The sequence below is a fragment of the Streptomyces sp. NPDC037083 genome (assembly GCF_055606485.1).
Map to the genome: position 1 here is coordinate 303,199 of NZ_JBVJSQ010000010.1, position 13,682 is coordinate 316,880.

Genomic DNA, 13,682 nt, shown 5'->3' on the forward strand with positions numbered 1-13,682 from the left:
GGGCGTCCGGCCGCCCACACCTGCGACAATCAGACCCATGACCACGCTCAAGTCGAAGCTGCAGGAAGACCTCAACGCCGCGATCAAGGAGCGCGACGAGCTCCGCTCCTCGACGCTCCGGCTGACGCTCGCCGCGATCACCAAGGAGGAGGTCGCGGGCAAGGAGAAGCGCGAGCTCTCCGACGACGAGGTCCTCAAGGTGATCACCAAGGAGGCGAAGAAGCGTCGCGAGGCCGCGGACGCCTTCGCGCAGGGTGGTCGCGCCGAGTCGGCCGAGCGGGAGAAGGCGGAGGGCGAGCTCCTCGCCACGTACCTGCCCAGGCAGCTCAGCGACGAGGAGCTGGACGGCATCGTCGCCCAGGCGGTCTCGGAGGCGAAGGCGGCCGGGGCCGAGGGGCCGCGGGCCATGGGCGCCGTCATGAAGATCGTGAACCCGAAGGTGGCCGGTCTGGCCGAGGGCGGCCGCGTCGCAGCCGTCGTCAAGAAGCAGCTCGCGGGCTGACTCGGGGCCTACGTCGAACGGTCCCTGCTCTCCTCACGAGAGTCAGGGACCGTTCTCATGCCACCGCCGGCCCCAGCCGGTCTCGGCCCTGAGCAGGTCTCGGCCTGAGCCGCTCCTGACCTGAGCCGGTCTCAGCCTCGAGCCGGGTCAACCGGTCTCAGCCGCGTCCGCGGCCGCCGTTGCCGTTGCCGTTCGTCTGGCCCTGGAAGAAGGTGCCCGCGTCGGAACCGCCGGTCGAGTTGCCGCCGGTCGTGCCGCCGTTGGTGAGCAGGCCGCTGAGGAAGCCGCCGTTGTCGCCGCCGTTGCTGTTGTCGTTGTTGTCGCCGTCCCCGTTGCCGTCACCGTCGTTGTCGCCGCGGTCCTTGGAGGGAGGGTTGGGGATGTCGACGAGGTTGAAGTTCCCGGAGTCCTTGCCCTCCAGGGCGCCGGTCATGGCGTCGCGCCAGATCGGGCCGGGGGTGTCGCCGCCGTAGACCTGGTCGTGGAAACTGCCGCCGATCCAGATGTTGGTCATCTCCACCTTCTGAGTGGCGCTGCCGACCCAGACGGCGCCCGAGAGCTTCGGGGTGTAGCCGACGAACCAGGCGTTCTTGCGGGAGTCCGTCGTACCCGTCTTACCGGCGTTGTCGCGGCCGGACAGACCGGCCTGCTTGCCGGTGCCGGAGTCGACCACACCGCTCAGCAGGGTGTTGATGGTGTCCGCGGTCTTCTCGGACATGGCCCGGGAGCACGTCGACTTCGGGACTTCCAGCGACTTCCGCTGGTCGCCGACCTTCTGGGTGATCGACTCGATGGCGATCGGGGTGCAGTACATGCCGCGGGCGGCGAAGGCGGCGTAGGCGGTGGCCATCGTCAGTGGGGAGATGCCCTTGGAGCCGAGGGCGATGGCGGGCACCTCGGGAAGCTTCTCGCCGCTGCCCTGGACGACGTGCAGCGCGTCGGTCATCTTCACGACCGGGCACAGACCGATGTCGGAGATCATCTGCACGAAGTAGGTGTTGACCGACAACTCCATGGCCTTGCGCAGCTGGTACGGGCCCTTCTCGGACTCGCTCTCGTTCTCCAGCTTCTCGTCGTTCGTGTTGACCCACGCCTTGCTGCCGCAGGTCTGGACCGGGCTCGGGTACTCCATCTGGTACGGCGAGGAGTACTCCTGGTTCGGCGGGCGGCCCTCCTCCAGCGCTGCGGCGGCCACGAACGGCTTGAAGGTCGAGCCGGTCGGGAATCCGTAGTTCGAGCCGCCCATGGACGAGCCGACCGAGTAGTTGTACTCGGTCTCGTTCTTGCCGTAGCCGTAGGGCTTGGACTGGCCCATTCCGACGATCTTGCCGGTGCCGGGCTCGACGAGCGTGGCGGCGGCGGCGACCTTGTCCGACTTGTAGACGTGGTCCTTGAGCGAGCTCTGGACGGACTTCTGGGACTGCGGTTCGAGCGTCGTGCGGATCGTCAGGCCGCCCTGGTTCCAGACCTTCGCCCGCTCCTCCTTGGTCTTGCCGAAGACCGGGTCGCTGAGGAAGACGCGCTCCACGTACTTGCAGAAGAAGCTGGCGCCCTGGACGGCGGTGATGCAGCCGTTCTTCGGCTGCTTGACCTTCAGACCCAGCGGGGCCTTCTGTGCCGTGGCCGCCTCGGCCTCGGAGATGTCGCCGACCTCGGCCATGCGCTGCAGCACGGTGTTACGGCGCTTGGTGGCCTCGGCCTCGTCGTTGATCGGGTCGTAGCGGCTGGGCGACTGGACGATGCCGGCCAGCAGCGCCGCCTGGGGCAGGGTGAGGTCCTTGGCGTGGGTGGAGAAGTAGCGCTGCGCGGCCGCCTCGACGCCGTAGGCCTGCTCGCCGAAGAACGTGATGTTCAGGTAGTTCTCGAGGATCTTCTTCTTGCCGAGCTCCTCTTCGACCTGGATCGCGTACTTCAGCTCCTTGATCTTGCGCCCGATGGTCTGCTGGGTGGCCTGCGCGACCTTGGTCGGGTCGTCGCCCGCCTCCTCCACGAAGACGTTCTTCACGTACTGCTGGGTGAGCGTCGAGGCGCCCTGGGCGACCCCGCTGCTCTGCACGTTCTTGTTGAGCGCGCGCAGGACGCCCTTCAGGTCGACCGCGCCGTGCTCGTAGAAGCGCGAGTCCTCGATCGCGACGATCGCCTTCTGCATGTAGGGCGAGATGCTCTTCAGGGCGACCACCGTGCGGTCACGGGAGTAGACCGTGGCGATCTGGCCGCCCGCGGAGTCGAGGATCGCGGTGCGCTGGCTCAGCGGCGGTGTCTTGAGGTTGGCCGGGAGTTCGTCGAACGACTCCACCGACCCCTTGGCGGCCAGGCCCAGCGCGCCGAACGCGGGCAGGGCGATACCCGCCAGCACGGCTCCCGCGAGCACACTGACACCGAGGAACTTCGCGGCCTGCTGCGTTGGCGACAGACCACCGCCCGAGCGCTTCTTTGGCATGAGGGCAGCCTACGTTCTCATTCGCCGGACACGCGTCAATGCCTTGGCCTAAGCTGCTCTCAACTGTCACGGCAGCAGGGCTACGTATCAATACGTCCGGCGACCCCGAATCGTTCCGGAGGTTCCCCGACTTTTCTGGTGGGGGCGTGTCCGAATCCGCCTTGTGTGTCAGTCGGCGTCCGTTGTGACTCAGGTGAACTGTCCCGATTTTCGGGAAAGTCGCATATGTCGCGGGCTCACTCCCCCGGGTGATCTGCCGCTTACCCATAGTCCGTTCGGGCCATTCAAGATTGGGCCCGAAGGGGGTGTTGCGCTGTGCCCACCTTCCGTAACGTCCTCAACTGGCGGCGGTGAATATGCCGCTGCCGCCGTGGGGGAGCCTCGATTCGGGAGAGGACGGCGCCGGTATGGGCTGGGTAACCGACTGGAGTGCGCAGGCTGCCTGCCGCACTACTGATCCGGATGAACTGTTCGTTCAGGGAGCAGCGCAGAACAGGGCCAAGGCGGTGTGCACCGGATGCCCGGTACGCACCGAATGTCTGGCCGACGCGCTGGACAACCGCGTCGAGTTCGGCGTGTGGGGAGGCATGACGGAGCGCGAGCGCCGCGCACTGCTGCGCAGGCGGCCGACGGTGACCTCCTGGCGCCGCCTCCTGGAGACGGCGCGCTCGGAGTACGAGCGTGGGGCGGGCATCCTGCCGCTCGACGACGACCAGATGTACGAGAACTACGCGGCGGTGGGCTGAAACGACGCGGCGGTGGGCTGAGGGGAACCCTCGGCTCAGGCGTCGGCAGCCTCGGGCAGCTCCGGCCGGTCGGTCGCGAGCCGGTTCCCGATGTCCCGCAGTCCCGTGAGGTCATGCACGTCGCCGGGCAGCGCGGCCACCTCGGTCACCGCCACCTCGGGGTGGAGCGCGGTGAAGCGGTCGCGCGTGCGCTGCTCGCGGGAGAGCAGGTGCATGCGTTCCGCGTGCAGCCTCAACAGGCCTGCGGTGAAGGCGTCCACGGTCCGGTCCGCGTCGGTTGCCGCTGTCCGGTCCGCGTCAGGGGTCGCGCCCTCGACCTCGGTCCCGGCCGTGCCGACGTCCGTGTCCGGGTCGACGTCCGTGTCCGTGGTACGGCCGGCGTGCGTCGTCCGGCCGGTGTCCGTTGTGCGGCCTGTCGTGTCCGGGGCAGGGTCCGTGTCCGGGGCCGCTTCCGTGGTCCGGTCCGCGTCGGTGGGGGCGTCGCGTTCCGGGGCGGATGCGGGTGCGGATGATTCTGAACTGCCTTGCGTGTCGGGAGAGTTACGAAGTCCAGCTTTCCCGCCGTCCTGATCCACAATGCCGGGCTCTTCAAGATTTTCCGCAGCGGCGAGCGCACGCTCGGCGGACAGCTGGAGGGCGCCGCTGCCATGGACGCGGTTGAGCACCAGACCGGCCAGCGGCATGTCCTCCGCGGCCAGCCGCTCCACGAAGTACGCGGCCTCCCGCAGCGCGTCCCGCTCGGGAGCCGCCACCACCAGAAACGCCGTACCGGGCGCCTGGAGCAGCTTGTACGTGGCGTCCGCGCGCGTGCGGAAGCCGCCGAACATCGAGTCCATCGCCGCCACGAACGTCTGCACGTCCTGCAGCAACTGCCCGCCGAGCAGCTTGCCCAGCGCGCCGGTCATCATCGACATCCCGACGTTCAGGAACTTCATGCCCGCGCGGCCGCCCACCTTCGCCGGCGCGAGCAGGACGCGGATCAGCTTGCCGTCCAGGAACGAGCCGAGCCGCTTGGGCGCGTCCAGGAAGTCCAGCGCCGAGCGGGACGGCGGGGTGTCGACGACGATCAGGTCCCACTCGTCCCGCGCGCGCAGCTGGCCCAGCTTCTCCATGGCCATGTACTCCTGCGTGCCCGCGAAGCCCGCCGAGAGCGACTGGTAGAACGGGTTGCCCAGGATCGCGGCCGCCCGGCCGGGGTCCGCGTGCGCCTCGACGATCTCGTCGAAGGTGCGCTTCATGTCGAGCATCATCGCGTGCAGCTCGCCGTCCCCCTCGACGCCCTTCACCCGGCGCGGGGTGTTGTCGAGCGAGTCGATGCCCATGGACTGCGCGAGCCGGCGTGCCGGGTCGATGGTGAGGACGACCACCTTGCGGCCACGCTCGGCAGCCCTGAGCCCCAGCGCCGCCGCCGTCGTCGTCTTGCCGACGCCGCCCGAGCCGCAGCAGACCACGATGCGGGTCGTCGGGTCGTCGAGCAGCGGGTCGAGCTCGAGCACGGGCGCGGGGGAGAGACGGTGACGGGTGCTTCCCTGGTCGTGAGTCTGTTCCGGACTCATGCGATCCCCTGCTTCCGCAGTTCGGTGGCGAGCTGGTACAGGCCCGCGAGGTCCATGCCCTCGGCGAGCAACGGCAGTTCGTGCAACGGCAGATCCAGCTCGCCCAGGACCGCGCGCTGCTCGTGCTCCAGCGCGTACCGCTCCGCGTACTCCTCGGCCTGCTGCAGGAGCGGATCCACCAGCCGCTCGGCGCGCCCGCCGCGCCGCGCCCCGCCGAGCCCGGCCACGGACAACGACCGGGCGACGGAAGAACGCGTCACGGTCCGTACGAGTTCCAGCCCGTCCCCGTCCAACACCTCGGGGCGCACCATGTTGACGATGACCCGCCCCACCGGCAGTTTCGCCGCCCGCAGCTCGGCGATGCCGTCGGCGGTCTCCTGGACGGGCATCTCCTCCAGCAGCGTCACCAGGTGCACGGCCGTCTCCGGCGACTTCAGCACCCGCATCACGGCCTGTGCCTGATTGTGTATCGGGCCGATCCTGGCCAGCCCCGCCACCTCGTCGTTGACGTTCAGGAAGCGGGTGACGCGGCCCGTGGGGGGCGCGTCCATGACGACGTAGTCGTAGACGAACCGCCCGTTTCTGTCCTTGCGCCGTACCGCCTCGCACGCCTTGCCGGTGAGGAGCACGTCCCTCAGGCCGGGCGCGATGGTGGTGGCGAAGTCGATGGCGCCGAGCTTTTTCAGGGCCCGTCCGGCGCCCCCCAGTTTGTAGAACATCTGGAGGTAGTCCAGAAGGGCCAGTTCGGGGTCGATGGCGAGGGCGTACACCTCACCGCCGCCCGACGCTACGGCGATCTTGCGTTCCTCATAGGGCAACGCCTCTGTCTCGAAGAGCTGTGCGATGCCCTGCCGGCCCTCCACCTCGACGAGAAGCGTGCGCTTCCCCGCCGTGGCGAGAGCCAGCGCGAGGGCTGCGGCGACCGTCGTCTTACCGGTCCCGCCCTTGCCGCTGACGACCTGGAGCCTGCTCACGTCTTCGAGCGTAACCAGTCGCCGCCCGAGGCGATCGGGAGACTGTGGACAACGGGGGCGGCAATCGGCCACATGGCCTGTGGAACAGCGCCTCGGTACAGCGGATACAGTCGGCCCCATGACCAAGTGGGAATACGCAACCGTGCCGCTGCTCGTCCACGCCACGAAGCAGATTCTGGACACCTGGGGCGAGGACGGCTGGGAGCTCGTCCAGGTCGTGCCCGGGCCCAACAACCCGGAGCAGCTCGTCGCGTACCTGAAGCGGGCCAAGGCGTGAGCGCGGTCGAGGCGAGGCTCGCCGAGCTGGGGCTGACCGTGCCGGCGGTCGTGCCGCCCCTCGCGGCCTACCAGCCCGCCGTGCAGTCCGGTCCGTACGTGTACACGGCAGGCCAGCTGCCCATGGTGGACGGCAAGCTGCCGGTCACCGGCAAGGTCGGCGCCGAGGTCACCCCCGAGGAGGCCAAGGAGCTGGCCCGCACCTGCGCGCTGAACGCCCTGGCCGCCGTCAAGTCGGTCGCGGGCGACCTGGACCGCGTCGCGCGTGTGGTGAAGGTCGTCGGCTTCGTGGCGTCGGCCTCGGACTTCACCGGCCAGCCCGCCGTCCTCAACGGCGCGAGCGAGCTGCTGGGCGAGGTCTTCGGCGACAGGGGCGTGCACGCGCGCAGCGCCGTGGGCGTCGCCGTGCTGCCGCTGGACGCGCCGGTCGAGGTCGAGATCCAGGTGGAACTCGTCCCGTAGCGCATGAGCGCCCTCCAGGGCCCCAGGAGGGCCTCCCGGGCGTTCACGGGCGTCCCGTGGACGTGCTCTGACCTCGGGGACCTCTCGAACATTCACGCGCCACGGGATAGCCTCGCGCCCATGGCGAATGGGCAGTGGTTTCCCCCGGACTGGCCGGAACGCATCCGCGCGCTCGCGGACGGCACCCTCACTCCGGTCGCCCCGAAGCGCGCGGCCACCGTCATGCTCCTGAAGGACACCGAGGACGGCGGCCCCGTCGTCCACATGCTGCGCAGACGCGCCTCCATGGCCTTCGCCGGAGGCGCGTACGCCTATCCCGGCGGTGGCGTCGACCCGCGCGACGACGACCGTCACGTGCGCTGGGCAGGCCCCACGCGCGCGTGGTGGGCCGCGAGGCTGGGCGTCGACGAGACGGCGGCCCAGGCGATCGTCTGCGCGGCCGTGCGCGAGACGTACGAGGAGGCCGGCGTCCTGCTCGCGGGGCCGACCCCAAACTCCGTCGTCAGTGACATCACCGGCGCCGACTGGGAGGCCGACCGGGCCGCGGTGGCCGCCCGCGACCTGTCCTTCGCCGAATTCCTCGACCGTCGCGGTCTGGTGCTGCGCTCCGACCTCCTCGGCGCCTGGACGCGCTGGATCACCCCCGAGTTCGAGCCGCGGCGCTACGACACCTGGTTCTTCGTGGCCGCGCTCCCCGAGGGACAGCGCACCCGCAACGCCTCCACGGAGGCCGACCGCACGGTGTGGATCCGCCCGGCGGACGCGGCGGCCTCGTACGACCGGGGCGAGCTGCTGATGATGCCGCCCACCATCGCGACACTGCGCAGGCTCGTCCCGTACGCCACGGCGGCTCAGGCGCTCGCCGCGGCCCCCGACCGCGACCTCCGCCCGGTCCTGGCGCAGGCCCGCCTGGAGGACGGCGCGGTCGTCCTGTCGTGGCCGGGGCACGACGAGTTCACCAAGCACATCCCGAACGCCGCGACCGGAGGAGGCCCCGCATGACGGCCCCGGACACCCGCGCCGGCCACGGCCCGGACAGGCGACTCGGCGCGGACCGCCGACTCGGCCCCGGGTCGGCGACGCGGCGCTCCTTCGCCCCGCCCCCGGACGGACGACAGTCCGACGACGACCGCCTGACGACGACCACCCGACGACAGTCCGACGACGACCGCCTGACGACGACCACCCGACGACAGCCTGACGACGCCTGATGGAAGGCCCTCCCGCATGACCGACGCAGCCGCCCTCCCCGGCCAGCCGCGAGGCGGAGTCCTCTCGGGCCCCGCCACCGCGCGTGCGGTCAACGTCCTCGCGCCGAACGCGTCCGCGATGACCCTGGACGGCACGAACACCTGGATCGTCGCCGAGCCCGACTCCGAGCTGGCCGTCGTCATCGACCCGGGCCCGCTCGACGAACGCCATCTGCGCACCGTCGTCGACACCGCAGAGCAGGCCGGCAAGCGCGTCGCCCTGACCCTGCTGACGCACGGCCACCCCGACCACGCCGAGGGCGCCGTCCGCTTCGCCGGACTGACCGGCACCAAGGTGCGGGCCCTGGACCCGGCCGTGCGGCTGGGCGAGGAGGGCCTGGGCGCCGGCGACGTGATCACCGTCGGCGGCCTGGAGCTGCGGGTCGTGCCGACGCCCGGGCACACCGCCGACTCCCTCTGCTTCCATCTCCCGGCCGACCGGGCCGTCCTGACGGGCGACACGATCCTGGGCCGGGGCACGACCGTCGTCGCACACCCCGACGGCCGTCTGGGCGACTATCTGGACTCCCTGCGGCGGCTCAGGTCCCTCACCGTCGACGACGGCGTCCACACCGTCCTGCCGGGCCACGGACCGGTCCTGGAGGACGCCCAGGGCGTCGTCGAGTTCTACCTCGCCCACCGCGCCCATCGCCTCGCCCAGGTCGAGACGGCCGTCGAGAACGGCTACCGCAACCCCGCCGAGATCGTCGCCCACGTGTACGCCGACGTCGACCGTTCCCTGTGGCCGGCGGCCGAGCTGTCGGTGCGGGCGCAGGTGGAGTACCTGACGGAGCACGGGCTCATCTAGGGGCTCGTCCCAGGTCCCCTCGGACCGGGGCTTTCACGCCATGCGGGGGCGCGTACTCGTGCAGGTCGCTGGTCCGGCCGTTTCAGCGGGGCGTGACGCGGCGACGACCGGCCGCAACGCAGGCGCCACGCGCGCGAGGGAGCCATCGCGGGCGGTGTGTCCCTGGGAGTCGAGTCCTCGGGAGGAAGCCGCTTCCGTCAGGGGAACGCCGTCCTGTCCGACCGGACCGTGCCTGGCGCGGGCACTGGGCCCGACCGGAGCAGTGGCCCGTGCCTAGCGCGACCGCTTGGCCAGCCGCTCCACGTCCAGCAGGATGACCGCGCGCGCCTCCAGGCGCAGCCAGCCGCGCTGGGCGAAATCGGCCAGCGCCTTGTTCACGGTCTCGCGCGACGCGCCGACGAGCTGGGCGAGCTCCTCCTGCGTCAGGTCGTGAACGACGTGGATGCCCTCCTCGGACTGCACGCCGAAGCGGCGCGAGAGGTCCAGCAGGGCGCGGGCCACGCGGCCGGGGACGTCCGAGAAGACCAGGTCGGACATGGCGTCGTTGGTCTTGCGCAGGCGCCGGGCGACGGCGCGCAGCAGCGCGGTGGCCACCTCGGGGCGGGCGTTCAGCCAGGGCTGGAGGTCGCCGTGGCCGAGACCGAGGAGCTTGACCTCGGTAAGGGCCGTGGCCGTGGCCGTGCGCGGGCCCGGGTCGAAGAGCGACAGCTCGCCGATGAGCTCACTGGGGCCCACCACGGCCAGCATGTTCTCCCGGCCGTCCGGGGACGTGCGGTGAAGCTTGACCTTGCCCTCGGTCACGACGTAGAGCCGGTCACCGGGGTCGCCCTCGTGGAACAGGGAGTCACCGCGGGCCAGGGTCACCTCGCTCATGGAGGCGCGCAGCTCTGCGGCCTGCTCGTCGTCGAGTGCCGCGAAGAGCGGGTTGCGCCGCAGAACGTCGTCCACGAGTTCTCTCCTTGTCGACCTGCTCAGGGGATCTTGCGCCCCGCGTACCAGGGGACCGTGTTCCCCATTTTGCCGGACGGTCCAAACAGTGTGATCTGTCACAAGGATGCCGCACAGGTGTCCCGGGGTAAGCGGCAGGGGTCCAATTGGGGGCCGATCTTCAGGGTCCGGGGCGGATGTCCGTGCCGGGCTTTAGGCTGGCCGAGTGTCCAAAACGCCGGTGAGAGCACAGGCCGAGGGGGCTGGGCGGGTGGTTGCACGTCGCGTTTCCGCTGTGGGCGAACAAGCCTCCAGTGGTGGTAAGAAAACGGCAAAGGTGACAAACGAGATGCCTGCGAAGAAAGCGGCCGACATCGACGACCCGGCCGCCGGGAACGCGGCCGGCGAGAAGACCGCGGCGAGGAAAGCGGCGGCCCAGAAGTCGGGCGGGGAAGCCGCCCCCAAGGGAACCGCCGTGAAGAAGACCGGCGTCAAGAAGGCGGCCGTCGGGAAGGCCGAGTCGCGCACCGCTCTCGTGCGCCGCGCCCGCCGCATCAACCGCGAGCTGGCCGAGGTCTACCCCTACGCCCACCCCGAGCTGGACTTCGAGAACCCCTTCCAACTGGTGATCGCCACGGTCCTGTCGGCCCAGACCACCGACCTCCGGGTGAACCAGACGACCCCCGGCCTCTTCGCCAAGTACCCCACCCCCGAGGACCTGGCGGCCGCGGACCCGGAGCAGGTCGAGGAGATCCTCCGGCCCACCGGTTTCTTCCGGGCCAAGACCAAGTCGGTGATAGGCCTCTCCAAGGCGCTGGTGGAGGAGTTCGGCGGCGAGGTCCCCGGTCGGCTGGAGGACCTGGTGAAGCTGCCCGGCGTCGGCCGCAAGACCGCCTTCGTGGTGCTGGGCAACGCGTTCGGCCGTCCCGGCATCACCGTGGACACGCACTTCCAGCGGCTCGTACGGCGCTGGAAGTGGACCGAGGAGACCGAGCCCGACAAGATCGAGGCCGCCGTCGGCGCGCTCTTCCCCAAGAGCGAGTGGACGATGCTCTCGCACCACGTGATCTTCCACGGCCGCCGTATCTGCCACGCCCGCAAGCCGGCCTGCGGCGCCTGCCCCATCGCCCCGCTCTGCCCGGCCTACGGCGAGGGCGAGACGGACGCCGAGAAGGCGAAGAAGCTCCTGAAGTACGAGAAGGGCGGCTTCCCCGGCCAGCGCCTGAACCCGCCCCAGGCCTACCTGGACGCGGGCGGCAGGCCCGCCCCGCCGCTGGGGGCCGGATGACGGCAGGGCGGCCGACGGCCGCGGGACGGAGATCGGCACCGACGGCGGCATCGACGGCGGCACGGACGGCGCACCGGACGCCGCGACGGCGCGTGCGGGGGCCGGTGGGAACCCGGAGCGGGGCGGCAGCGGCAGCAGCGGCGACGCCCCGCCCCGCGGAGGGGGACGCGGGGCGGCCCCCGGCGCGATCTCCCGGCACGCGGGCCCCGGAACGATCTGTCGGCATCCGGGCGTTGTACTCGGCAGAACGGGGGGTGGTGTGGCGATGACACGCGCGAGCGATACCCAGGGCGGTGCGACGACGCTGAGCAGGGAGGGCCTGCCCGCCTGGCTGGATCCGGTGGTGCACGCGGTGGAGACGGTCCAGCCGCGCCAGCTGAGCCGCTTCCTGCCCCCGGAGAACGGCGGTGGGCGCCAGTCGGCCGTCCTGATCCTGTTCGGTGAGGGCGAGCGCGGCCCCGAGCTGCTGCTCATGGAGCGGGCGAGCTCCCTGCGCTCCCACGCCGGCCAGCCCTCCTTCCCGGGCGGCGCCCTGGACCCGGAGGACGGCGACCCGCACGGCGACGGCCCCCTCAGGGCCGCTCTGCGCGAGGCCGAGGAGGAGACCGGCCTCGACCCGTCGGGCGTCCAGCTCTTCGGCGCGCTGCCCAAGCTGTACATCCCGGTCAGCGGTTTCGTCGTCACCCCGGTCCTGGGCTGGTGGCGCGAGCCGAGCCCGGTGGGCGTCGTCGACCCGGGCGAGACGGCCCGCGTCTTCACGGTCCCCGTGGCAGATCTCACGGATCCGGCCAACAGGGCCACGACCGTGCATCCCAGCGGCCACCGCGGCCCGGCATTTCTGGTCGAATCGGCCCTTGTGTGGGGGTTCACGGCCGGGGTCATCGACCGTCTGCTGCACTTCGCGGGCTGGGAGGTCCCGTGGGACCGCGAGAAGCAGGTCCCGCTCGACTGGCGGTCATGACAGGGTGATCCCCGTGAATGTGCTGGACATCCTGCTGCTGGTCGCTGCCGTCTGGTTCGCGGTCGTGGGCTACCGCCAGGGCTTCGTCGTCGGCATCCTGTCGGTGATCGGCTTCCTGGGCGGCGGCCTCGTCGCCGTCTACCTGCTGCCCGTGACCTGGGACGCGCTGACCGAGAACGCCGAGGTGAGCACCACGGCCGCGGTCGTCGCGGTGATCGTCGTGATCGTCTGCGCCTCGGTCGGTCAGGCCCTCACCACCCATCTCGGCAACAAGCTGCGCCGGTACATCACCTGGTCCCCGGCCCGCGCGCTGGACGCCACGGGCGGCGCGCTGGTCAACGTCGTGGCGATGCTGCTGGTGGCGTGGCTGATCGGGTCCGCGCTCGCCGGCACCACCCTGCCCACGCTGGGCAAGGAGGTCCGCAGCTCCAACGTGCTCCAGGGAGTGTCCCGGGCGCTGCCCGACCAGGCCGACACCTGGTTCGCCGACTTCTCCTCCGTCCTCGCGCAGAACGGCTTCCCACAGGTCTTCAGCCCGTTCTCGAACGAGCCGATCACGGACGTCAAGCCACCGGACCCGGCCCTGGCCAACAGTGCGGTGGCCACGCGCGCGCAGCGTTCCATCGTCAAGGTCATGGGCACCGCGGAGAGCTGCGGCAAGGTCCTGGAGGGCACCGGCTTCGTCTTCGGCGAGCGCCGTGTCATGACCAACGCGCACGTCGTGGGCGGCGTCGACGAGCCGACCGTCCAGATAGGCGGCGAGGGCCGCAAGTACGACGCCACGGTCGTCCTGTACGACTGGAAGCGCGACATCGCCGTCCTGGACGTGCCGGAACTCGACGCGCCCGCGCTGCGGTTCGCCACCGCCGACGCGGCGAGCGGCGACAGCGCGATCGTCGCGGGCTTCCCGGAGAACGGGTCGTACGACGTGCGTGCCGCGCGGGTACGCGGTCGCATCACCGCCAACGGCCCGGACATCTACCACCGGGGCACCGTGCGTCGTGACGTGTACTCGCTGTACGCGACAGTCCGTCAGGGCAACTCCGGAGGCCCGCTGCTCACCGCCGACGGCAAGGTGTACGGCGTGGTCTTCGCGAAGTCCCTCGACGACGCCGAGACCGGCTACGCCCTCACCGCGGACGAGATCCGCCAGGACATCGCCGCCGGGCGGACCGCGGGCCAGCAGGTGGACAGCGACAGCTGCGCCCTGTGAGGGGCCCGCTGAGGGAGCCGGGCCCTTCGGCGGGTCAGCCTCGCGGGTGACGCAGGCGTACCGAGACCCAGCGGGCTCGACGGCGCAGGATGCGCGGAATGCCCACCCTGAGATCGGAACCCGGCAGCTGCGGGTCGGCACCTCGTTGGTGGGGGCTCAGGCCACTGGCCGAGCGGCGGGTGCGTGCTGCATCACTGTAGTCGTGCGTCCAGCCCATACCCCGACGTCTGCCCCTGCCCCAAGGTCGATAACCGCGCTCTGCGCCGCCAATTGGCCTAT

At 70.8% G+C, this 13,682-nt stretch carries 15 protein-coding genes; 10 read left to right on the forward strand and 5 right to left on the reverse strand.

What is annotated here, in order from left to right:
• Positions 1-37 precede the first annotated feature (37 nt).
• The gene (locus ACZ7DE_RS26735; RefSeq protein ID WP_470765408.1) at positions 38-502 is read left to right on the forward strand and encodes a GatB/YqeY domain-containing protein; all 465 of its coding nucleotides are present in this window, start codon (positions 38-40) and stop codon (positions 500-502) included.
• 157 nt (positions 503-659) lie between these two features.
• Here ACZ7DE_RS26735 and ACZ7DE_RS26740 read toward each other — a convergent pair whose 3' ends face one another.
• The gene (locus tag ACZ7DE_RS26740) at positions 660-2,942 is read right to left on the reverse strand and encodes a transglycosylase domain-containing protein (protein ID WP_470765409.1); all 2,283 of its coding nucleotides are present in this window, start codon (positions 2,940-2,942) and stop codon (positions 660-662) included.
• Between the two features lie 407 nt (positions 2,943-3,349).
• On the opposite strand from ACZ7DE_RS26740, the gene wblA reads away from it, so the two are divergent.
• Complete coding sequence (wblA, locus tag ACZ7DE_RS26745) at positions 3,350-3,688, forward strand: transcriptional regulator WblA (RefSeq protein ID WP_069768403.1); 339 nt, start codon at positions 3,350-3,352, stop codon at positions 3,686-3,688.
• 35 nt (positions 3,689-3,723) lie between these two features.
• Here the strand turns inward: wblA and bagB are convergent, their stop codons facing one another.
• Both bagB and bagA read right to left on the reverse strand, forming a co-directional pair.
• Positions 3,724-5,244: an ATPase BagB gene (gene bagB / locus ACZ7DE_RS26750; RefSeq protein WP_470765410.1), complete on the reverse strand. Its 1,521-nt coding sequence runs from the start codon at positions 5,242-5,244 to the stop codon at positions 3,724-3,726.
• Entirely contained in the window at positions 5,241-6,218 is a 978-nt protein-coding gene (bagA, locus tag ACZ7DE_RS26755) for an ATPase BagA (RefSeq protein WP_470765412.1), read from the reverse strand. Before bagA ends, bagB begins: the two co-directional genes overlap by 4 nt.
• 118 nt (positions 6,219-6,336) lie before the next feature.
• Here bagA and ACZ7DE_RS26760 point away from each other — a divergent pair, with 118 nt between their 5' ends.
• From ACZ7DE_RS26760 to ACZ7DE_RS26780, 5 genes are all read left to right on the forward strand, one after another.
• Positions 6,337-6,495 (forward strand): DUF4177 domain-containing protein, encoded by a 159-nt coding sequence (locus ACZ7DE_RS26760; protein ID WP_020129281.1) that lies wholly within the window; start codon positions 6,337-6,339, stop codon positions 6,493-6,495.
• On the forward strand, positions 6,492-6,956 hold the full coding sequence (locus ACZ7DE_RS26765; RefSeq protein ID WP_470765413.1) for a RidA family protein: 465 nt from the start codon (positions 6,492-6,494) through the stop codon (positions 6,954-6,956). Before ACZ7DE_RS26760 ends, ACZ7DE_RS26765 begins: the two co-directional genes overlap by 4 nt.
• A 120-nt stretch (positions 6,957-7,076) precedes the next feature.
• Entirely contained in the window at positions 7,077-7,958 is an 882-nt protein-coding gene (locus ACZ7DE_RS26770; protein ID WP_470765414.1) for an NUDIX hydrolase, read from the forward strand.
• The gene (locus tag ACZ7DE_RS26775) at positions 7,955-8,167 is read left to right on the forward strand and encodes a hypothetical protein (RefSeq protein ID WP_470765416.1); all 213 of its coding nucleotides are present in this window, start codon (positions 7,955-7,957) and stop codon (positions 8,165-8,167) included. The genes ACZ7DE_RS26770 and ACZ7DE_RS26775 overlap by 4 nt, the downstream gene beginning before the upstream one ends.
• Positions 8,168-8,183: 16 nt before the next feature.
• Positions 8,184-9,014, forward strand: a complete 831-nt coding sequence (locus ACZ7DE_RS26780; RefSeq protein ID WP_470765417.1) for an MBL fold metallo-hydrolase — start codon at positions 8,184-8,186, stop codon at positions 9,012-9,014.
• Between the two features lie 273 nt (positions 9,015-9,287).
• On the opposite strand, the gene ACZ7DE_RS26785 is transcribed toward ACZ7DE_RS26780, so the two are convergent.
• Entirely contained in the window at positions 9,288-9,962 is a 675-nt protein-coding gene (locus ACZ7DE_RS26785; RefSeq protein WP_020129286.1) for a Crp/Fnr family transcriptional regulator, read from the reverse strand.
• 328 nt (positions 9,963-10,290) lie between these two features.
• Here ACZ7DE_RS26785 and nth point away from each other — a divergent pair, with 328 nt between their 5' ends.
• The 3 genes from nth to ACZ7DE_RS26800 all read left to right on the forward strand — a co-directional run bounded on the left by nth (position 10,291) and on the right by ACZ7DE_RS26800 (position 13,403).
• The gene (nth, locus tag ACZ7DE_RS26790; RefSeq protein ID WP_470765420.1) at positions 10,291-11,229 is read left to right on the forward strand and encodes an endonuclease III; all 939 of its coding nucleotides are present in this window, start codon (positions 10,291-10,293) and stop codon (positions 11,227-11,229) included.
• A gap of 265 nt (positions 11,230-11,494) precedes the next feature.
• Positions 11,495-12,190 (forward strand): NUDIX hydrolase, encoded by a 696-nt coding sequence (locus ACZ7DE_RS26795; protein ID WP_470765422.1) that lies wholly within the window; start codon positions 11,495-11,497, stop codon positions 12,188-12,190.
• A gap of 13 nt (positions 12,191-12,203) precedes the next feature.
• Positions 12,204-13,403, forward strand: a complete 1,200-nt coding sequence (locus ACZ7DE_RS26800) for a MarP family serine protease (RefSeq protein ID WP_470765424.1) — start codon at positions 12,204-12,206, stop codon at positions 13,401-13,403.
• Between the two features lie 34 nt (positions 13,404-13,437).
• Here ACZ7DE_RS26800 and ACZ7DE_RS26805 read toward each other — a convergent pair whose 3' ends face one another.
• A complete protein-coding gene (locus tag ACZ7DE_RS26805; protein WP_470765426.1) occupies positions 13,438-13,620 on the reverse strand; it encodes a hypothetical protein in 183 nt (60 codons plus the stop codon).
• Between the last annotated feature and the right edge of the window lie 62 nt (positions 13,621-13,682).